The 19,162-nt window shown below is 44.4% G+C and carries 18 protein-coding genes and 1 pseudogene; 8 read left to right on the forward strand and 11 right to left on the reverse strand.

Translation table 11 applies throughout. The features are described from left to right. Nucleotides 1-25 precede the first annotated feature (25 nt). Nucleotides 26-778 (reverse strand): SDR family NAD(P)-dependent oxidoreductase, encoded by a 753-nt coding sequence (locus tag AC3WJC_RS04895; protein WP_492397952.1) that lies wholly within the window; start codon nt 776-778, stop codon nt 26-28. Between the two features lie 93 nt (nt 779-871). Further along, nucleotides 872-1,462 carry a Crp/Fnr family transcriptional regulator gene (locus AC3WJC_RS04900; protein WP_492397953.1) on the reverse strand — a complete coding sequence of 197 codons (591 nt, stop codon included), beginning with the start codon at nt 1,460-1,462 and terminating at the stop codon, nt 872-874. Between the two features lie 258 nt (nt 1,463-1,720). On the opposite strand from AC3WJC_RS04900, the gene AC3WJC_RS04905 reads away from it, so the two are divergent. Continuing rightward, complete coding sequence (locus tag AC3WJC_RS04905) at nt 1,721-2,029, forward strand: SDR family NAD(P)-dependent oxidoreductase (protein ID WP_492397954.1); 309 nt, start codon at nt 1,721-1,723, stop codon at nt 2,027-2,029. Nucleotides 2,030-2,050: 21 nt separating this feature from the next. After that, nucleotides 2,051-2,208: pseudogene (locus AC3WJC_RS04910) on the forward strand (helix-turn-helix domain-containing protein); the annotation flags it as partial. A 67-nt stretch (nt 2,209-2,275) separates the two neighbouring features. Here the strand turns inward: AC3WJC_RS04910 and AC3WJC_RS04915 are convergent. Both AC3WJC_RS04915 and AC3WJC_RS04920 read right to left on the reverse strand, forming a co-directional pair. Next, nucleotides 2,276-3,175 carry a helix-turn-helix domain-containing protein gene (locus AC3WJC_RS04915; RefSeq protein ID WP_492397955.1) on the reverse strand — a complete coding sequence of 300 codons (900 nt, stop codon included), beginning with the start codon at nt 3,173-3,175 and terminating at the stop codon, nt 2,276-2,278. Between the two features lie 40 nt (nt 3,176-3,215). Further along, a complete protein-coding gene (locus AC3WJC_RS04920; protein WP_492397956.1) occupies nt 3,216-3,956 on the reverse strand; it encodes an SDR family oxidoreductase in 741 nt (246 codons plus the stop codon). Between the two features lie 179 nt (nt 3,957-4,135). Between AC3WJC_RS04920 and AC3WJC_RS04925 the strand changes: the two genes are divergently transcribed. From AC3WJC_RS04925 to AC3WJC_RS04935, 3 genes are all read left to right on the forward strand, one after another. Then, nucleotides 4,136-4,903 carry an SDR family NAD(P)-dependent oxidoreductase gene (locus AC3WJC_RS04925; RefSeq protein ID WP_492397957.1) on the forward strand — a complete coding sequence of 256 codons (768 nt, stop codon included), beginning with the start codon at nt 4,136-4,138 and terminating at the stop codon, nt 4,901-4,903. A 91-nt stretch (nt 4,904-4,994) separates the two neighbouring features. Further along, nucleotides 4,995-5,912, forward strand: a complete 918-nt coding sequence (locus tag AC3WJC_RS04930) for a helix-turn-helix domain-containing protein (protein WP_492397958.1) — start codon at nt 4,995-4,997, stop codon at nt 5,910-5,912. A 277-nt stretch (nt 5,913-6,189) separates the two neighbouring features. Continuing rightward, on the forward strand, nt 6,190-6,291 hold the full coding sequence (locus AC3WJC_RS04935) for a winged helix-turn-helix transcriptional regulator (RefSeq protein WP_492397959.1): 102 nt from the start codon (nt 6,190-6,192) through the stop codon (nt 6,289-6,291). 59 nt (nt 6,292-6,350) lie between these two features. Here the strand turns inward: AC3WJC_RS04935 and AC3WJC_RS04940 are convergent, their stop codons facing one another. Together AC3WJC_RS04940 and AC3WJC_RS04945 are read right to left on the reverse strand one after the other, a co-directional pair. Next, nucleotides 6,351-7,082, reverse strand: a complete 732-nt coding sequence (locus AC3WJC_RS04940) for a LytR/AlgR family response regulator transcription factor (RefSeq protein ID WP_492397960.1) — start codon at nt 7,080-7,082, stop codon at nt 6,351-6,353. Further along, on the reverse strand, nt 7,060-8,193 hold the full coding sequence (locus AC3WJC_RS04945) for a sensor histidine kinase (protein WP_492397961.1): 1,134 nt from the start codon (nt 8,191-8,193) through the stop codon (nt 7,060-7,062). The genes AC3WJC_RS04940 and AC3WJC_RS04945 overlap by 23 nt, the downstream gene beginning before the upstream one ends. Before the next feature lie 220 nt (nt 8,194-8,413). On the opposite strand from AC3WJC_RS04945, the gene AC3WJC_RS04950 reads away from it, so the two are divergent. Beyond that, complete coding sequence (locus AC3WJC_RS04950; RefSeq protein ID WP_492397962.1) at nt 8,414-8,875, forward strand: DUF4440 domain-containing protein; 462 nt, start codon at nt 8,414-8,416, stop codon at nt 8,873-8,875. Between the two features lie 17 nt (nt 8,876-8,892). After that, nucleotides 8,893-9,723: a hypothetical protein gene (locus AC3WJC_RS04955; protein WP_492397963.1), complete on the forward strand. Its 831-nt coding sequence runs from the start codon at nt 8,893-8,895 to the stop codon at nt 9,721-9,723. 412 nt (nt 9,724-10,135) lie between these two features. Here the strand turns inward: AC3WJC_RS04955 and AC3WJC_RS04960 are convergent, their stop codons facing one another. Continuing rightward, nucleotides 10,136-10,561 (reverse strand): winged helix-turn-helix transcriptional regulator, encoded by a 426-nt coding sequence (locus AC3WJC_RS04960; protein ID WP_492397964.1) that lies wholly within the window; start codon nt 10,559-10,561, stop codon nt 10,136-10,138. 95 nt (nt 10,562-10,656) lie between these two features. Here AC3WJC_RS04960 and AC3WJC_RS04965 point away from each other — a divergent pair, with 95 nt between their 5' ends. Continuing rightward, complete coding sequence (locus AC3WJC_RS04965) at nt 10,657-11,400, forward strand: SDR family oxidoreductase (protein ID WP_492397965.1); 744 nt, start codon at nt 10,657-10,659, stop codon at nt 11,398-11,400. 298 nt (nt 11,401-11,698) lie between these two features. Here the strand turns inward: AC3WJC_RS04965 and AC3WJC_RS04970 are convergent, their stop codons facing one another. From AC3WJC_RS04970 to AC3WJC_RS04985, 4 genes are read right to left on the reverse strand one after another with little or no spacing between them, the layout of a single operon-like run. Continuing rightward, a complete protein-coding gene (locus AC3WJC_RS04970; RefSeq protein ID WP_492397966.1) occupies nt 11,699-14,488 on the reverse strand; it encodes a M16 family metallopeptidase in 2,790 nt (929 codons plus the stop codon). 2 nt (nt 14,489-14,490) lie between these two features. Next, nucleotides 14,491-16,779, reverse strand: a complete 2,289-nt coding sequence (locus AC3WJC_RS04975; protein WP_492397967.1) for a Gldg family protein — start codon at nt 16,777-16,779, stop codon at nt 14,491-14,493. After that, on the reverse strand, nt 16,776-17,714 hold the full coding sequence (locus AC3WJC_RS04980; RefSeq protein WP_492397968.1) for an ABC transporter ATP-binding protein: 939 nt from the start codon (nt 17,712-17,714) through the stop codon (nt 16,776-16,778). The genes AC3WJC_RS04975 and AC3WJC_RS04980 overlap by 4 nt, the downstream gene beginning before the upstream one ends. A 32-nt stretch (nt 17,715-17,746) precedes the next feature. Continuing rightward, a complete protein-coding gene (locus AC3WJC_RS04985; RefSeq protein ID WP_492397969.1) occupies nt 17,747-19,153 on the reverse strand; it encodes a RagB/SusD family nutrient uptake outer membrane protein in 1,407 nt (468 codons plus the stop codon). Nucleotides 19,154-19,162: the final 9 nt, after the last annotated feature.

The following is a 19,162-nucleotide window of genomic DNA, read 5'->3' on the forward strand; positions in this document are numbered from 1 at the left end:
AATATGTGCCATTAGTCGCTTAACTTTACTTAGCCAAATACGTCATGCCGCCATCAACCAGCAATTCGGCACCAAGCAAGAACGAAGAATCTTCAGAAGCCAGGAATACAGCGGTTTTACCAATGTCTGATGGTTGTCCGATCCTGCCAATTGGCATGCCCTCTGCAAAGTGTGTTTTTACTGATTCGATCTGCTCGGCAGGAACAAACTTCTCAAAAGCCGGTGTGTCGGTAGTACCGGGTGTGATCACATTTACCCTGATCTTTCTTGCTAACAGATCGTTTGAGAAGCTTTTGGCCAAAAAGATCACTGCAGCTTTGGCTGCGCCATAAAGGCCGAATGACGGGTATGCCCGGTGCGCAGCATTTGAACCGATCAAAATGATGGAACCTCTGTCATTCATATAAGGCAAGGCTTTTTGTACCGTGAAATAAACGCTTTTCAGGTTCAGGTCCATCGTCTTGTCGTAATTAGCTTCACTCATATCCGTGACAGTACCTGTAGTGCCTGCACCCGCATTAGCTACAATTATGTCGATCTTCCCGAATTTTTCAGTTGTTTCCTGGAATGTTTTTTCCAGATCGGACAAGTTGGTTACGTCTGCTTTGATCGCTATAAAGCCGTCTCCTAACTGAGCAATAGCATCTGCTAATGTTTGCTGATTTCTGCCGATAATTGAACCTATAGCGCTTTCGTTCCTGAACGCCTCTGCGATGCCAAAACCAATACCGCTATTACCGCCGGTGATCACGGCCACTTTGTTTTTTAATTTATTCATGATCTATGATATTTAATGTTGACCCAAAGATGCGGCCCTGTAGTGACCTGAATCTTACCATACATCATTAAATACACTTACCAAAGATCAAGACTATTTTAAGGTGTTCTTCCTGATCCGGCTCAGGCTTTCGGGAGTTAAGCCGAGGTAGGAGGCAATCAGGTTCTGCGGGAATCGCTGTAAGAAACGAGGATAATCCTGTACCAATTCCTGTAACCTCTCTTCACCGGACAGGCTGATCGCGGATTGCATCCTTTTTTGAGCTGATATGGTGTTGTTTTGACTAAGCACATTTTGCATGGCGGAAAATGCTGGTATAGGTTTGATAAACTCCTCAACAACAGCATAGGTAATCTGTAAGATCTCCATATATTCAAGCGCTTCGATATTGAACCGGCTTGGCGTTAACTTGTAATAACTCTCAAAATCAGCCAGCCACCAGTTCTCAACACTCAGCTTCAGAATATTTTCATGCCCCTTTTCATCTACCGTAAATGTCTTAGCAGCACCCTTAACAATAAAGCCGGTATACCTACATACATCGCCTTCCTGTAAAAAGTATTGCCGCTTTCGAAGTTTCTTAGGTTTGAAATGCGTTTTGAAAACGTGCTTTTCTTCTTCAGAAAGCTCCATACCGGAAAGTTCTTCAACGTAATTAAAAAGCGCTTCAAAATTAGATCTCATTTGTAAAAAAGGATAAAAACAAATGTAGACTATAAAAGGGGAATTTATGGATTTCCACTTTAAACGACAATAAATGCTCGACCACGATATATTAAGTAATACTTAAAACATAATTTTTTTCTCATTTGTTTTGAGATCAAACTACATATAACATTAGCTTATTACCAAACTAACTGACTTTTAGCTACGAAATTGCGACTTTTGAATACATGATAAGACTCGTCATCCGGCCACTTTGCTTTATCAAAAAAAAGCAACATGTATTTAAAAAATAGTACGGTACTAATTACCGGCGGTACCAGCGGGATAGGATTAGAGCGGGTCAGACAGCTTAATCCAATTGGAGCGAAGATTATTATTACCGGCCGCGACCTGAATAAAGTTAAAGAGACACAAAGAAAGTTCCCCAATGTTCATATTTTTAAGAACGATACAGATGGTTCACCAGTTACTGCCGCATTTGATAAACAGCGTTCAGCAGGTATCGTCAACGTTTCTTCCGGAATTGACTTTATGCTCTTTCTATGTTGCCCCGGTTTACAGCGCTTCCAAGGCAGGAGCAACTGACCGGGCAGATCATACACGAGAAAGGTGATCGAAAAAGCCAAGGAAAAATTATCGACCACGTCACTATCTGTCAGTGAGATCGCCTATAGTTTAGGATTCCAGCACTCCCAATCTTTCAGCAAATTGTTCAAAAGCAAACCAAACTATCGCCGCTGGATTTCCGGGCATCTTTTAATTGAAAGGCATGGAAAAGATCAACTTCCCCGAAACAGAGGTAGATGTTTATGAGATCAGACCATATTAATTTTAACGTAATTGATCGCGTCTGTATTGAACCGGTGATACCGTGGTACGCTGCTTGAATAGTTTGTTGAACGATTGCGGGTGTTCAAAACCAAGGCGGTACGCGATCTCAGCAGTGGTCAGACCGGTTTGGTTCAATAGTTCTTTCGCTTTCGCGATCAAGGTTAAATGGATATGCTGTTGTGTGGTTTTCCCGGTAAGCGATCTGAGCATGTCAGAAAGATAACGTTGAGATACATTCAGATGGGCAGCGATCTCCTGTGGTGAAGGCAATCCTTTAACTGCCGTATCGTTGAAGCGTTCGTTCAGCCATACCTCCATTTTGTTGATCAATTCATGATGCACGTTCTTCCTGCTCTGAAATTGCCGGTTATAAAAGCGATTGCTATGGTTAAGCAGCAATTCCAGTTGAGAAACAAGTACGTTATCGCTAAACTGATCAATCGGGTTGTTCAATTCAGTATCAATTGCCTGAAATATAGCTTCCATCGTCTGCTTCTCCTTTATAGAGAGGAACAATGCCTCCGCTACGGTATAATCAAAAAAGCCTAACTGATGAATCCCCTGTTCCAGGGGATGTCGCGTTAGCAGATCAGGATGAAAATATAAAGCGTATCCCTGGTAATCACCACGATCGGTGGTCATCTGCACAACCTGACCCGGTGCCAGGAAAGCCATACCGCCTTCCTTAAAATCATAAGTGCCTGGCCCGTACTTGACGCTGCCGCTAAAATCTCTCTTGAAAGTGACCTTGTAAAAATCCAGCACGACCCAACTACCGGCATCCCGCAGATCGACCTTTACTTCATCATAGTTGACCAGAGTGATCAGCGGATGAGTTGGGGGTTTAAGCCGAAGTCGGTGCGTCAGATCGCTTATCGTTTGAAATTTTAGTGTGTTCACCTGCGTTGACTTTCATTTGTTACTTTGTAAAGATACTGCTTTAACCCTGAACAGATGGCCGGACAACAATGTCGCCAATGTCCACATTCGATGGCTGACTGATTGCATAGGCGACAGCTTGCGCAATAGCATCAGGAGGTATAGATATCCTGTCTGCTGTTTCCTGGCTGACCGAGCGGATCGCCTCGTTCCTGATATTGCTAACGAATTCAGTCGCTACATAACCCGGTGAAATACCTGTTACCCGCCAACGGCCCCCAGATTCCTGACGGAGCGCTTCACTGATCGTACGTACCGCATTCTTGGTTCCGGCATAGACACCCATGGTTGGCACAATGGCGATACCGGCCGTGGAGATGATATTTACAAAATGTCCCGATCCGTTCTTTAAAAATTCGGGCATTGCCGCAGCGATACCGTATAATGTACCTTTGATATTCACATCGATCATTTGTTCCCAACCTTCCACATCATTTTCTTCCATAAGGTATAATTGAGCGATACCGGCATTATTGACAATGACGTCCAGGCGGCCGAAATGTTTAACAGCGAGCTTTACGAGGGAATTCATGTCTTCACGCTTGGTCACATCTGTTTCTGCGTAAGTGGCCTGCCCTCCATTCTTTTTGATCGCATCTGCAATGATCTTTAAGTTCTCCGCGCGGCGCGCACCTAAAACAACTTTCGCACCCTGCGCCGCAAGCAATTCCGCGGTCGATTTGCCGATACCACTGCTGGCACCGGTAATGATGATTACTTTTCCTGTTATTCCATTTTCCATATTGATCATTATTTGAATACAAAGGTCCTTGACCCTGATGATATTCCAGTAGCCGATATGGTAAAATATGTAGCCAATATGGTAACAATTCTTATTTTGGTTACAACTCTCCTTGGTTTGGTTATAACAGCCCGGTGCACGCTGATCACCTTTGTACTATATATCAAATTTTAATTCTTATGAATGATCAAACTTCAACAGCGCACAGGTCGATCGCATTGGTGACCGGTGCTAACCAAGGGGTCGGCAAGGAGATCGCGCAAGCTTTAGCTAAAAATGGTTATATCGTATACATAGGCTCCCGAAAACTCGAAAATGGTGAAAAAGCGGCCGAACAGATCGGAGAAAATGCAAAGGCGATCCAACTGGACGTGACTAAGCAACTCTCTATTGACGCTGCCATCCAACGCATAATGAACGAAAATGGTCGTTTGGACCTGCTCGTTAATAACGCAGGTATTTCACACGATGGAGCAGTACCGAAAAACCCCGAGGAACTGATGGCATCCGGTAGGGCTGTCAATGTATCACTGGAGGAAGTACGCACGGTTTGGGAGACCAATGTATTTGGTGTGATCGCGATGACGCAGGCCGCTTTGCCATTGTTACGCAAGTCCTCAGCCGCACGCATCGTTAATGTTTCAAGTGGCCTGGGATCACTGACCTGGATCTCTGATCCCCAATGCTGGGCAAGAGAACATTTCGGCATCGTATATGCGGCTTCTAAAACTGCGCTCAACGCGGTAACGGTCGCGTTTGCTTTGGAATTGGAAAAAGAGGGCATCAAAGTGAATGCGACCAGCCCGGGCTATACCGCTACGGCCCTGAATAATTTTCAGGGTACAGATAGCCTGGAAGTAGGTTCGCGTGAACCGGTAAGGGTGGCTCTGGAAACTGATGGGCCGACCGGCAGTTTTACTGGCCCTGAAGGTCCATTGCCTTGGTAAACCTTTAAGGTTACCACTAAAATATCCTGATATTTGGAACTATTATGACAGGAGACTGAACAGTTTCCGGTCATAGCTATTGTTATATAGTATGAAAGAAGAAAAGCCAAAGATCGCCAAACTGAGTTCTGTTACCGAGATCCACCGCATGCTGGAAATTCCGGGCCCGGTTCATCCATTGATCACTTTGCTTGATACCCGGGAAGATAAGATCAACCTGAGCAGGTTACCGGTAAGTTATGTGACCACTTTATACAAGATCTCCTTCATAAATAAGTTGGGCGGCAAATTCAGATATGGACAGGGTTATTATGACTTTGATGAAGGTAGTATGTTATTTACGGCACCTAATCAGGTTGTTGGAAGTACGGCTATTTATAGAGGCAACGAGGGTTACTCTCTCGTTTTTCATCAGGATTTTCTTCAGGGGTATCCGCTGGCGGCAAAAATCAGGCAATACGGGTTCTTTTCGTATACTTCGAACGAGGCATTGCATCTTTCAGAGCAGGAACGGACAACCGTATCAGCGATCTTTAATATCATCCAGGAAGAATTGAATGGCCGGATTGATGATTACAGCCACGAAGTGGTTATTGCGCAGATAGAGCTGCTTTTAAGCTACGCCAAACGCTTCTATAAGCGTCAATTTATCACCCGCCACGTTGCGGGCAGCGCACTGCTTGACCAACTGGAAAATCTGCTCGATACTTATTTCAACGAAAAGCAAACGGTCGTTAATGGCATCCCTACCGTACAATACCTGGCTGAGCAGTTGAATTATACGCCGAATTATTTAAGTGATATGCTGCGTTCGCTTACCGGGCTAAATGCTCAGCAGCATATCCATGAAAAACTCATTGAGCGATCAAAGGGATTGCTGACCACCACGACCATGAGTATCAGTGAGGTTGCCTATCAATTAGGGTTTGAACATTCACAATCTTTCAGCAGGCTTTTTAAGTTGAAAACAAAACTTTCTCCTGTCCAATTCAGAGCAACATTTAATTGATCAACAAGATGAATTCTGCCCGTTGAATTAATTTTCCTGAGGCTTGATAAAAGCTATCGATCAGGTATTTAAATTAGGTGATAAAGATTTCTCGTGCCCCGTGGCCCTTGCCAGCAATGTAATCAATGGAAAATAAAAACTATTGATAATCAACCAGCTACTGGTATTCGAGCTGCTTCGTTTTGGTGAGCTTAAAAAGTGATCCGCTATGTATCCTTTAAGATGCTGAATCAGCATCTTAAAGGATTAGAAACTGATGGACTAATATCATCCGGTCGTGCCACCCAGAGTAGAATATGAACTGATTACCAAAGGCAAAGCTTTTAGACTGGTTATTGATACCATGAGAACCTGGGGGCCTTTTTCGAGGTTGAAATAGAGTAAGCCGATAATATTTCTGATCGTGATCGAAACATAAGTTATTTAGACCAGGCTATTTCAGCCGTTTGCTACTGTCAGGACTTCCAGAACCCGCATCCTGTAAAGCTTACCGATGGGTATCAGGTTACTGGCTATATTGATCTCTTCCTGAGTGTAGGAGTCGATCTTATCGAGCGCTACAAGGTAAGATCGATGCACTCTTATAAAGTGATTGGGAAGCATCGCCTCCAGGGAAGTTATCGCATATTTAGTGATGACCAAACCTTTGTGTGTATTTATTTTGACGTAGTCTTTTAAGCTCTCGATATATAGAATATCGTTTAGCATTACTTTGACCATTTTGCGGTCAGCTCGGAAGTACAGGAAGCCATGATCTGCGATGTTGTTTGAACGGGCATCAGGAAGGTTTTTCTGCCGGGGGGGGTGTTCCGGCAAGGCTTTTATTACGGCTTTTAAAAACCGGTCGAAATGAATTGGCTTTAGCAGGTAATCTGTGACATCCAAATCGAATGCTTTGACGGCATACTGCTCAAAAGCGGTGGTCAAAACTATCTTAGGTGGATTAATTAAGGTGCCGATCAGATCTAATCCGCTGATCTGTGGCATCTGGATATCCAAAAACAGGATATCAATGTGCTGCTGCCTGAGCGCCGTAATGGCCTGTAAAGCATTACCGCACTCACCCGCCAGGTTCAGCATAGGTACCTGGGCAATATATCGCCTCAATACCTCCCTCGCCGGAGGTTCATCATCAACAATAAGGCAATTATAGGTTTTGTGAGTCTCCATTTTCTACAAGATCAAGTTCCAGGTTGACAATATACATTTCCTCTTCATTGTTGATCGCCAGCGTATGCTGATCGGGATAAAGCAACTGGAGGCGTTTGCGAACGTTCTCTATCCCGATACCCGGGGTATTTGCCTTAACAGTTCCCGGTTTGCCATTGATCAATTTCATTGATAGTGAGTTAGAATTTATAGTTACACTGAGGCTTATCCAGGGATGCTCCGTCATTTGGCTCGCCCCATGCTTAAATGCATTTTCAATAAAAGGTAACAGCATCAGCGGAGCGATCAAATGACCGCCTGATTTTGGTAGTTGCAACGATATATCTAAGCTGTCGTCGTAACGGGTTGATTCGAGTTCAATATAATCCCTTATCATTTTAAACTCTTTATCAAGCGGTACCAGGGGCTTGCTGCAATCGTACAAAATATAGCGGAGCAATTGAGATAAGCCCATGATCATCCCTGAAGCTTTTTCTGAAACCTCCTGGGTGAAAGAATAAATGTTGTTGAGGGTATTGAACAGAAAATGCGGGTGCAGTTGGGCTTTCAGCATTTGCAATTCTGCATTGGCCTTTTCTTTTTCCAATAGCAGTGCAGCTTCCTGCTTCTCATAAAAACATTTCATCAGTTTAATGGCTGCTGCTACTCCGCCCACCGTGATGCTTCCGCGCAAACCGGCCAGCATTGCCGTGCCGAACTGGATATAAAAAGCAGGATGCGGCTCACTTGCAACCCTTGTTGAAAACTTATCGGCATTGAGATGCCGTAAATGATCAACAAGTGTCATGGACAAAGCAGCGGATAGCATAGCCGTTAAAAGGATGAGCAAGACCGAGCAAAATGCCGCTAATATATAATGACCCGGAATCACTTGTTTTGGAATCACCAGATACATGAGCGTGTAAGCTAAAAATATGCTTGGGATCATGTAAACCAGCGTTTCCGGCAAAGTGATCATCAGGCGATGCAAAAATGATTGTCTTTGCAGAATAGGCGAAGGCGAAAAAGAATAAATCAGCAGTTGAAAAACAAACCAAAGCAACCAAAACGTGAGGTGTCGTGAGAGTCGCCACCCTGATTGGTTAGAATATATGAATGGTAATTCCTTCATGCTGTCATTGATGACCAGCTAAGATACATATCAATTTGCGCTGAGGAGTATGAACTGACACTTATTCGACTAACTATGGCATCCTGTCTATCAGATCATTTGGTCGACGACGAAATGATCTGGTAGGCGGGAAACCTTTATCCGTGTTCGGCATGGCAGCATCGGGCTACTTTTCTCATTTCGTATCGTCAATGCCGATAGATTTGGAAAAAACATCATCATGAAAGCTCTCTTCACACTCATTTTTTTATTGATCATTTCGCTGAGCGTTTCGGCGCAGATCGATACCACCAGTTACGCTAAAGAACGTCAGGAGATCAGATTACTTTTGCGTAGCCAAGGCCCCGGCACAAACTTGGATTGCGCGGACATGATCGCTGTTGGGCCAAAAGGAGACATCTCTTTCAACCGTCAGCAATGGATCGAGGCGCAAAAGAAAGAAAAGTTAATATTTAAGTCAGTCAAACCGGTACCTGGTAACGAGTTCATTCGCATTTATGACGGCACCACTGCTGTGGTCAACCTGCTGATCAATGTAAATATCGCTGTCGATGGCCGCGATCTGAATATCAAGGTCCGCCGTTTAGAGGTTTATCACAAAACTTCAGGTAACTGGTGCCGCGTGGCTGGCCAGGGTACACAAGTAGATGAGGCCTTATTCCCTGTTAACACAAAAATGTAAATCTTAACCATATTACCATGAAAAAAGCTATTCAAGTTTTTTTTACAAGTATCCTGCTGAGTACGTTGCTGATTACTGCGGGATGTAAAAAAGATAATACTCAAAAAGACCCTGATAAGGATACTAAAGGCACCTACAGCTTTTCAAACACAGAATATACCGGCCTGGCCAGAGTGGGTAACCATTACTTTACCCGCCCACTTTCACTAAGATTTGGAGAAGGCGACGATGTGACTGCCTGGTCGCACCTGACGCTTAGTGTTTGGAGAAGAGGCGACGTTCATGGAAAGATCACCAAAGTAGAAGAGAACGCTCAGGGGCAAACAACGGTCACCATACTCTTTGATCTGCCCGGAGATGAACAATTCAATTCACCGCAAGTCTACACAATCTCAGCTGACAAGCGTACCATCACCGGTGGTTCATCGCCCATTATCGCCATGGTAGATATGAAATTGTTTCCCAAAGATGCGCCCAGCATAGTTGGTAATTGGGCACAGCCGGGGCACCCCGATTGGTTCCCGGATGTTAATGTCATCCGTTTTTTGCCGATAGGTACGACCAATTACTTTCAGAACGGAAAATTTATACTTGGAGCGTTTGATCCGCCTACGAACTATGCCCAAAATTACAAACAGGATGGCTCCCGGATCATATTTTCTGGCGTTAACCCGGATGTAGCCGCGCCGCTAATAACGCATATCCCGTATTATGGCGTACTCTCCAGCGATGGCAAAATATTATACGTAGATGCTTACGAATTTGGGGGTGCCAGGATAACCACTTCGCTGAGTACCTTCGAATGGTATGGACCCAAAGGTGTAACGCCCTGGTTGATCCGGCAATAGGATTTACTCATAGATCAGGCGCTTGGTCAGGCTCGAACGTGAGAGACTCACTTTAATTCCTGTTGGATAACCAGTATTTATACATATTTTTTTGAGTGCGCGAAAGGGGGAAAGAGTAAAACGCCTAAACGAAGTTGTTATATACTTTGTAAGATATAAATTATCAACGGCATATAGAGATAGCCTACCAACCCAGGTGGGCGCACCCAAATGTTTTTTTAATCATGAACCCTGTAAGTCATCGATTTATAGGGTTTTTTATTTTATTCTGATCTTTTTCGCTCCTTTTGAATGCATGCTTCAGAGCATCAATTCAGCTACCTGTAAGTAATTGTTAGCTTGATCGCTTTTTTGATTCGCTAATAAATGGTCACATAATCTTTTAATTCTTCAATAATATACGAGCGGCTCATTATTCTATAAGATATTCCCGTTGACTCCTCAATCTATCCTGTATCTCAATAATTGCCTTCTTTTTATTTTTTTTAATTCCTTCCAATAACGTTTTCGGGCCGCCGTGTGGATTGTACCTGGAGCCCCAGTTAAGAATTTCTACCATAAAGGGTACCAATTCGATACCCTTATCAGTTAACAGGTAAATAAACTTGGACGCATTTTTTGGGGACGTAATTTTGGTTACAATACCTTCGTTTAAAAGCAAACCCAGCTTTTCCGTAAGTACAGCAGAAGATATCTTTTCATCAGATGCCCGAAACTCCAGGAAGGAATTTTTGCCGTTAAACATCAAATCCCTTAAAAGTAATAGCATCCATTTATCACCAAAGATTTCCACCGAATAATTGATCGGACATGATGATCTTCTTTCAATTGTTTCCATATTGTCAAAATAAAAAGCGGTTTATTTTTAAAACTACTTTTAGGTATATTTGTAGTTCGAAAAACAGATTGCAAAATTAACTAAAAAATTTAATTATGGACTTTACAAATAAAAACGTCGTTATAACCGGCGGAACTACCGGCATAGGCCTGGCAACAGCAAAAGCATTTATCTCCGAAGGAGCAAATGTTTGGATCACAGGAAGAAGTGAAGAGAATTTACAAAAAGCAGCTTCACAAATAAATAATCCGAGATTGTTTACCGTGGTTTCAGATACTTCAAAACTTCACGGCATCTCAATTCTTGAAAAAGCAGTTTCGGAAAGTGGGCAACAATTAGATGTGTTGTTCCTTAACGCGGGGATCGGGGTATTTGAGCCAATGGAAAAGGTAACAGAAGAAAACTTTGACGCGCAATTTAATACTAATGTTAAGGGGCATTTCTTTACGTTGCAAAAATTAATTCCTTACCTGGCAAACGGGGCATCAGTACTATTTACCTCTTCAACTGCAGCCACCGCTGCCAATGCGGGGTCAATTGTTTATTCTGCCACAAAAGGTGCGTTGAATAAAATAGCCCAAATTGCTGCGAATGAACTGGCAGGAAGAAAAATTCGCGTCAATATCGTAAGTCCCGGACCGATAGCTACACCTGGTCTTGACACTGTCGTGCCTGCTGATGCACAAGCGTTCTTAGCCGGTGCTACAGCGCTTCAACGGTTAGGTGATCCTGACGAAATTGCAAAAACCGTATTGTTTCTGGCTTCTGATGCTGCGAGCTTTATAACAGGAACGGAAATTGTTGCGGATGGTGGATACCTTAACTATGCGCTGAAATAATAGGTGAATACATGATGCTTCATTATGGTATATAATTTCATCCTGTGATGAAGTTGATTAAAAGAGGGGTTCAAAATCGGACTCTTCTTTTAATTTTTAAAAACAGAAGCATCTAAGGCAAATAAGCTTTAGTGAGTAGTAACAATTACATTTGCGATAGGTGTACGGCATGATGAATGAAGCCGAATGAGTAAATTTATAAGATGAACAGTTAAGAGGTTAGGTGTTGTATTTCATAAAAAACCGGCAGCCTTCACACTGCCGGTCTACTACTATTAACTAACCAGAACGAATGAAGTTATTTAGGGCTTTGGGTGAACAGGATCTCATTTTTACGTGAAAGTAGTTCAGCCGCGACAGACCGGCTATCATTTATATTTAGCTTACCCAAGTCTTTTTTATAATTTAAAATATCAGTAACAGGCTCGCCATCCATTAGCTGCTGCTGTATGTACTGTTGCCAATAGGCATTGTTTTTTATATTTAACTCGTACGAACGGGTTTCTTCGGCAATGAATTTTTGCAACTCGTCTGCCGTTAAGCCCGATTTGGCAAGATTGTCGATTTCCTCACGGGTGGCTTGTATCAGGTTTTCCATACGTTCCGGGTCACACTCAAACGCAATGGTAAAAGCATAGAAATTTACCGGGTTTTTTACCGGGCTTACGGTAACCGATGGCGAATAAATTCCACCTTCTTTTTCACGTAACCTACCTAACAAGCGGAACTCCAAAGCCGCACGCAGCAAATCGAGGTAAAGCACATTTTTGGCATTGTAGGTAAACTTGTTGCTAATAACCAATTGTACCGAGGCTTTTTTATCGTTTCCGCCTTTCAGGTCTTTACGTATATGCCCTTCAGGTACCCTAATATTCAGATCGGATGCTGGTGCCGGTGGTTTATTCGCGGGCAGGCTGCCGATATAGGTAGTAACTATTTTCCTGAGCGTGTCCACATTTAAATTGCCGGTAAAAATAAATTTGAAATCGGCAGGGTTTAAAAAGCGCTCCCTAAATGACGCAAGTATCTTGGCTGAATCAATCTTATCAAAATCAGCAAGTGCCATAGGTTTACGGCGCGGGTGATAGCCGGATAATACATACGTTATCGTGTCCGTTAAATCGCGCGAAGGATCAGCCACCCTGTTGCGGAAGGCTGCCCTTGATTGCTCCATGATCCGAGAAAAGGTGGCCGTATCCAACCTGGGCCTTGTCATGTAGAGATGGGTAAGTGATAGTGCGACCGATAGATCTTTTTTGGAGCTTATGCCCCTAAAGCCTTCATACCGATCATTGATATAAGGCCTTACCTGCATATCCTTACCATTAAGCAATTGTGCCAACTGGCTTGCGCTAAACCGGTCAACACCGCTGCTTGTAATAAAAGCCGTAGCGTTCTTAACCGAATAGCTGTATTCAAGACTAAACGTTGCGGAGCCGCCGCTCCGGAATGCCGAGAACAATACTTCGTCATTTTTAAAATTGGTTGGCTTAAAGTATACAACCGCCCCGTTTGCGAGAGTCCATTTGGTTACTCCGGCACTATCCGGCCCGCTTTCCGCCATAATTTTGCCAGGCGATGGCTGTTCCGTCATCAGGCTTTTTGCAATGGCCGTGGCTTGATAAGGTTTAATATCTGCCGCCGTTGCCTCTTTTTCCCATGCGTGCAACTGCTGCTCGCCGGGTAGTTTATTTAAGCCTGATGCCGGCCCTAATACAACAACCGAGCGATCTTTGGCAGCGAACAAACCTTTGAGCTGTTCATTAATATCCCGCTCGGTAATAGTCTTTAGCGTACTTACCGTTAGGGCATGTTGCAACTTAAGGGATGGAAAATTGTCGCCTTTGGTAAAATGGTCGAGATAATCCTCAGCCAACTCTGTCGAACTTATTTTGTCCTGCTCGGTTAAGCGGTTATTGGCAGCCAGCATCACCTGGTCTTTTATGCGTTCAAGTTCTTCATTTGTAAAGCCAAAGCGGCGAATGCGTTCAACCTCCAGCAAAAATGATCTTATCCCGGCATCAATTTTCTCAGGGTTAAGCACCAGTTGTAGTTGCAGTGCGTTCAAATTCTCAACTACGCCACCAATGCCCCCGGTACCACTCAGGTAAGCCGGTTTCTCGCGATCGGCAATCTCCCGGAAACGGGCTGATATAAGCCTGCTTGCAAGGCTTTGTATCAGCCTATGCTTGAACTGTATTTCAGTTTTTACAGGCCTGCGCAAAAATTTGTAATACCACGCAATAGTGTAACGCCCGTATTCCGGGTCGCTAAGTTTTATAAATGTCGATGAGTCCTGTAGCTTGATTGCATAGTTGCCGCGGGTTACCATTGGCTTGGGGTTACGCAGATCAGCAAACAAAGCTTTTATCTCCTGTTCAACTTGTTTAGGGTCAATGTCGCCCGCTATAACCAGCGCTTGCAAATCGGGCCGATACCAGCGTTTGTAAAAAGCGCGGGCGATGGTTACGTTGGCATTACGGATCACATTTTCTGTACCGATAGGGGCGCGGTCTGCATAGCGCGAATGATTAAATAGCTGACTGTTATATTTATCCTGAAGCCTTTGGTTAATGCTGTTCCGCATTCTCTTTTCTTCCAGTATAATGCCTCGCTCACTATTAAAATCCTGCTCACTAATAGTGGCACCATTGGCCCAATCGTGCATAATCAGCAAACCATTTTTCCAAAGCTGTTTATCATCCGTAGGTATCGGTAGCTGATAAACGGTTTCGTTATAAGCGGTATACGCATTCAGGTCGGCGCCAAAACGCACACCGGCGCGTTCCAGGTAGCTGATGAGCTCATTTTTGGGGAAGTGTTTTGTTCCGTTAAAATTCATGTGCTCAATAAAGTGAGCAATACCGCGCTCATTTTCTTTTTCCAGGATGGAGCCGGCTTTGGTTACCAGGTACAAGGTAGCGCGGCCTGCAGGCTGCTGATTACGTTTGATGTAATAACGAAACCCATTGCTTAGCGTCCCCTGAACAACGCCCGGGTCATTAGGGATCAGCTTATCCTGAGCAAACAAATGTGCTGATGAAAGCATAGTGATGCCCACCAAGAAGGCTTTAAAAAATCTTTTCATCACTATCTCCTTTTTCTGATAATTAGCAAGCTTGAAACTGATATGATGATCAAGGCAGGCAGAAGCCCTATCCAGCACCACCGCAAAATGGTAAGCTGTTTGCTGTCCATCATAATAAACGTATCGGTTGATTCCGGACGCGATGTATTTATAGGGAACAGTCCGTTGCTAAACCAGCCGAAAAGCTCAGTTACAAACGAAAAGTTAACCGAGCGCGGCGACTGGCGCATGAGTTCGGCATTGCTCATAAAGTCGGCATCGCCTGTTACCAGGATGCGTTGCTCTCGGCCGTTTTGTTGCCGTTTTAAAGCATAAGCCACCGGGAACGACCTTTTCTGGTCGTCGTTTCTGGTATCCTTTATTTCGGTGGTTTTATCCGGTGTTATCTGTGTAATTTGCCAGGTATTGGATGCCTGGGTTACCAGCACCGGCTTGGTAGTAAAGCCGCTTCCGGGAATAAGGCTTAATGCTGCCGCACCCGGTGTGGTAACAAACGGACTATCCAGCTTTGTAAAGCTGCTGCTGCCAACCAAACCCGTCCAGTTTTTTAAGGCTACCCCGCTTAGCACAAATGATGGTTCAAAATTGCTGCTTTCCTGAACAAGTGACCCATCCTCTAACTTAATATTCACTAAATTCAGAATAGGATTAGTGCTCGCGCCTGATCCGGGTTCCGCGGCTATCATCAAATTGCCGCCAGCATTAATAAACGCTTTCAGGTTTGACAGTTCGTTAGCACTGTACGCCGAAACCGGATCGGCAATAACCAATATATCTGCTTTAGTATTCAAGGCAGACTCGGTAAGCGAAACCGGTTTAACATCAAAGCCCTGATTGATCAGCGAATAGCGGAAAGTTATTTCATTGGTTGATACTTTGTAATCCCTGTCTCCGGATCTAATAATACTGCGTTCTTTATGCGCCTGCACAAACCCTACCACCGGCGGTTTTACTATAAGGCGTTTCAATGCAGCGGTGATCTCTTTCTCTGATGGTTGGCGAAACAGATCTTCATAAATCCTGAGTGTTGAGGTTTTGTTCAAATACTTAATCACTCTCACCGAACGGTATCTTTCCGGCTTCAGGTCAATAATTTTGTCTATTTGCTCCGGCCTTAAAAAGGTATTAAAATCAAGCTCATTTATCTTGGCCAGCTTGCGGGCAATCTGCTCGTGGCTCAGCCCCGGGTTTTCTTTATACAAACGCTCGTTTCCGGCATCAGCCCAAAATAAAACATATTTCAGGCGCATGTAAGGCATAAACCTCGAATAAAGCTCAAATACTTTTTTATCTTGATTCTGATACATCGGCATCCCGAAATAGTTGTTTTCATCCAGCAGATTCACGTACGTGATAATCTCTACCGGTTCCTTAAACGCGTCGATAACTTTTTTGCTTGGAGCAGTCAACGTACGCGTTTTATTAACTGTCATATCCTTAAAAAGGGTAAACTGTGGCAGCGAACTCAGGTAGCCTAGCAGCAGCATTATAGCGATAAAACCTGTATAACGCACTACCTTTGTAGACAAGGTTATGGTACGCCTTTCAAACTGAAGTTTCAGCAAGGTAAGCCCGAGGAAAAGCGAGATAACAATGATAAAATAAAGAATATCGTTTGAGGCCAGCAAGCCGTTTATCGCTTCTTCAGTACGGCCGGAGATCGACAGGAAGTAAGTAATATCTCTTACAAAGTTCACATCCTGCCATAAGCCGCCTATAAAGTTAAGTATAGCCAATACTACCAGCGTGCTGATTGCCGCTACTACCTGGTAAGAAGTAAGGCTCGACATAAAGAGCCCTATTGCGGCATACGCGCACACCAGCAGGTATAAGCCAATGATGCCCGAAATGATAAATGTAAAATCAACATTTTGAATGGTGAATAACGATACTACACCCAGGCCAAGTAATACACTCATTAACAGCAGGCAGTAAACGGCTATGGCCATATACTTGCCCAGTACAATATCAAGCACACGTATGGGCGAGGAGTAGAGCAGTTTGATGGAGCCGCTATGCGTTTCGCGGCTGATGAGGCCCATGGTAAGCAAGGGAATGTAAAGGTACAGGTAATCCTTCATGTTTGGATACAGGCTCCGGAAACCGGCGAAGATGCGGTTGGTAATTTCTCCCATTTGCTGGCCCATTTGCTGGCCCTGCTCCAGCCGCTCGAGCATAGACATATATTGCCAGCCTGATTGTACCATAAATACCAGCAGAACGATCCATGCCACGGGCGAAAGAAATAGCTGGCTTAATTCGATACGGGCAATTCTTAAAATATTTTTCATGCGGTAGCGCTTGTAGGTTTTTGAGATAATTGTGCGAAAATTTGGTCGAGCGAGCTTTTTTCAAAGCTGATCTCTTGCATACGCCAGTTGTGGGCAACACTCATGGCGATCAATCTTTCAGCAAGCTCCTGTCCGTTTGAAAAATGGATGCGGAACCGGTCATCGCTCAATGCCTCTACTTTGGTAACTCCTTCAACACGTTCAAGCAGTTCAATACCGGGCGCGTTTTTCAGGTTTACAATCAAGCTGTCGGGCACAATGTAATTGTTGAAAGCGTCCATACTGTCGGCAAAAACCATACGGCCGTTCTCAATCATTTTAATGTGGCTGCAGGTGGCTTGTATCTCGGGCAGTATATGCGATGAAAAGATCACGGCCTTTTCTTCACCAATTTCCTTTATCAATTTACGCACTTCCAAGATCTGGTTAGGGTCAAGGCCGTTGGTTGGTTCATCCAAAACCACCAGCCGCGGCTCGTGGATGATAGCTTGCGCAATACCCACCCGCTGCCGATAACCGCCTGATAGATTAGCTATCAGGCGGTTGGCAAAATGGGTAACACCGCATTTACTCATTGCTTTGTAAACTGCGGATGTTACCTGGCGTGGGGGTATCAGGCGCAGGTGTGCGCAGTGCGTCAGGTATTCTTTAACGGTCAGGTCAAGGTACAGCGGGGCATTCTGCGGCAAAAAGCCAATCAGCTTTTTGGCGGCTATAGCGTCGGTTTGCATGGAGTGCCCGCCAACTTCAACAACGCCTTCCGTTTGGTTCAGCACGCCGCACATAATGTTCATGGTGGTTGATTTGCCGGCCCCGTTTGAGCCAAGCAATCCCAGAACGCCATGCTGGCTGATCTCAAAATTGATGTCGCGAATAGCCCATGAGGCCCCGTACCGGTGCGAGAGCCCGGTAATTTTCACAATATTTTCTGTCATTATTTCGGTAGTTTTTCTACTTGGATATGGGTTTATCTGTAACCCGGGTTTTGAACAAGATTAGGGTTCGCGTCAATTGCCGTTTGCGGGAGCGGATAAACCTGCGCGGTATTAGTCCAGGTAGGTTTTAGCGCGCCAATAACCTGGCCTACGTTGCCGATGCGTTTAAGGGTTAACCAGCGGTCGCCACGCTCGCAAAATAGTTCCACCCGCCGCTCCTGTGCAACAGCATTCAATAAATTAACAGTTGTTGGCAACTCGTCTAACCCCGCGCGGGTACGCAACGCGTTCAGATCAGCTACCGTTTGCCCGGCGTTTGATAAGCGGGCATTGGCCTCGGCGCGTACCAGGTAAACCTCAGCCAGCCTGATAGCCATTACTGATTCAACCCTGCCCGAGGCAGTTGATGCATCTCTGTCAACGTTTTGATATTTGAATGGCTGATTGGTGGTTACGTTATTTAGTGTATATGATCTTACCCATTCAGTTCTGCGCCTGTCATTAGTTTCAAAGGCATTTAGCAGGCCATCCGTAATTGAAAAATTCAGGGCAAAAGTAAAAGCACTGGGTATAAAAAGCCCGCCTTCACCAGCGTAACCCGTATCTTCTGAAAAAGCCGATCCAAATTGCAGGACAGCCTCATGTGAGTTGGCAAGGAATATATCGCCCAATTGTGTACCCGGTAACAAGCTGTAAAGGGTAGTATTGTTAATTACTTCGCTTGCATTGCTAACGGCCAGTGCATATTGCCCGGTAGCCAGGTAAGCTTTTGCCAGCAAGGCTGCCGCGCCGCTTTTGTTTATTTGAATACGCTGTGCCGTGCCGTTATTACTTACATAATCATCGGCCAATGCCGCTTTGGCTTCGGTCAGGTCAGTGATAATCTGTTGCCAAACCTCTGTAGCAGGAGTTCTGGACAAGAGGGCCGTTTCCTGTACGGTAGTTGTAAGAACCAGCGGCACATCGCCATATAGCTGCACCAGGTACATCAATATATAGGCACGCATGGCTTTTGCCTCACCCAGCATCTGTTGAGCTACAGCAGGAGTTACTCCGTTAGCTCCATTGAGGCCTGAAATTATGGCGTTAAAACGATATAAGCTTGAGTACGAATCTTCCCAAATGTCTCTGATCAAGCTATTGTTAATCGCGTCATAGGTATTATTCTGTAATTGTACATACCTAACAGAGGGCGATGTAGTTCTGAGCTCATCGGCGGCCAGGCCGGTAATTACAGTTAAATTTGAACCATAAGTTTCTGATCCGGCTAAACGGCTGTATGCACCGGAAAGTGCCGCTTTCGCATTCTCGTCACTGGCGAATACTACGTTTGAAGGCCGTTCGTTTACAGGCGGGTCAATATCCAGTACTTTTTGGCAGGATGTTAATGACAGCAAAGCAACTATAATTGATATTTTGATGTTGTTCGTAAATTTCATAATTACCGG

It is taken from the genome of Mucilaginibacter sp. FW306-07-L (assembly GCF_058782065.1).

What these genes read in the sequence shown, in the direction of transcription:
- AC3WJC_RS04920 (WP_492397956.1), bottom strand. Translation starts at nt 3,956, where the DNA reads ATGGAAAATGGAATAACAGGAAAAGTAATCATCATTACCGGTGCCAGC.
- AC3WJC_RS04930 (WP_492397958.1), top strand. Translation starts at nt 4,995, where the DNA reads ATGAAAGAAGAAAAGCCAAAGATCGCCAAACTGAGTTCTGTTACCGAG.
- AC3WJC_RS04955 (WP_492397963.1), top strand. Translation starts at nt 8,893, where the DNA reads ATGAAAAAAGCTATTCAAGTTTTTTTTACAAGTATCCTGCTGAGTACG.
- AC3WJC_RS04900 (WP_492397953.1), bottom strand. Translation starts at nt 1,462, where the DNA reads ATGAGATCTAATTTTGAAGCGCTTTTTAATTACGTTGAAGAACTTTCC.
- AC3WJC_RS04980 (WP_492397968.1), bottom strand. Translation starts at nt 17,714, where the DNA reads ATGACAGAAAATATTGTGAAAATTACCGGGCTCTCGCACCGGTACGGG.
- AC3WJC_RS04945 (WP_492397961.1), bottom strand. Translation starts at nt 8,193, where the DNA reads ATGAAGGAATTACCATTCATATATTCTAACCAATCAGGGTGGCGACTC.
- AC3WJC_RS04895 (WP_492397952.1), bottom strand. Translation starts at nt 778, where the DNA reads ATGAATAAATTAAAAAACAAAGTGGCCGTGATCACCGGCGGTAATAGC.
- AC3WJC_RS04905 (WP_492397954.1), top strand. Translation starts at nt 1,721, where the DNA reads ATGTATTTAAAAAATAGTACGGTACTAATTACCGGCGGTACCAGCGGG.
- AC3WJC_RS04970 (WP_492397966.1), bottom strand. Translation starts at nt 14,488, where the DNA reads ATGAAAAGATTTTTTAAAGCCTTCTTGGTGGGCATCACTATGCTTTCA.
- AC3WJC_RS04950 (WP_492397962.1), top strand. Translation starts at nt 8,414, where the DNA reads ATGAAAGCTCTCTTCACACTCATTTTTTTATTGATCATTTCGCTGAGC.
- AC3WJC_RS04965 (WP_492397965.1), top strand. Translation starts at nt 10,657, where the DNA reads ATGGACTTTACAAATAAAAACGTCGTTATAACCGGCGGAACTACCGGC.
- AC3WJC_RS04925 (WP_492397957.1), top strand. Translation starts at nt 4,136, where the DNA reads ATGAATGATCAAACTTCAACAGCGCACAGGTCGATCGCATTGGTGACC.
- AC3WJC_RS04960 (WP_492397964.1), bottom strand. Translation starts at nt 10,561, where the DNA reads ATGGAAACAATTGAAAGAAGATCATCATGTCCGATCAATTATTCGGTG.
- AC3WJC_RS04975 (WP_492397967.1), bottom strand. Translation starts at nt 16,779, where the DNA reads ATGAAAAATATTTTAAGAATTGCCCGTATCGAATTAAGCCAGCTATTT.
- AC3WJC_RS04985 (WP_492397969.1), bottom strand. Translation starts at nt 19,153, where the DNA reads ATGAAATTTACGAACAACATCAAAATATCAATTATAGTTGCTTTGCTG.
- AC3WJC_RS04940 (WP_492397960.1), bottom strand. Translation starts at nt 7,082, where the DNA reads ATGGAGACTCACAAAACCTATAATTGCCTTATTGTTGATGATGAACCT.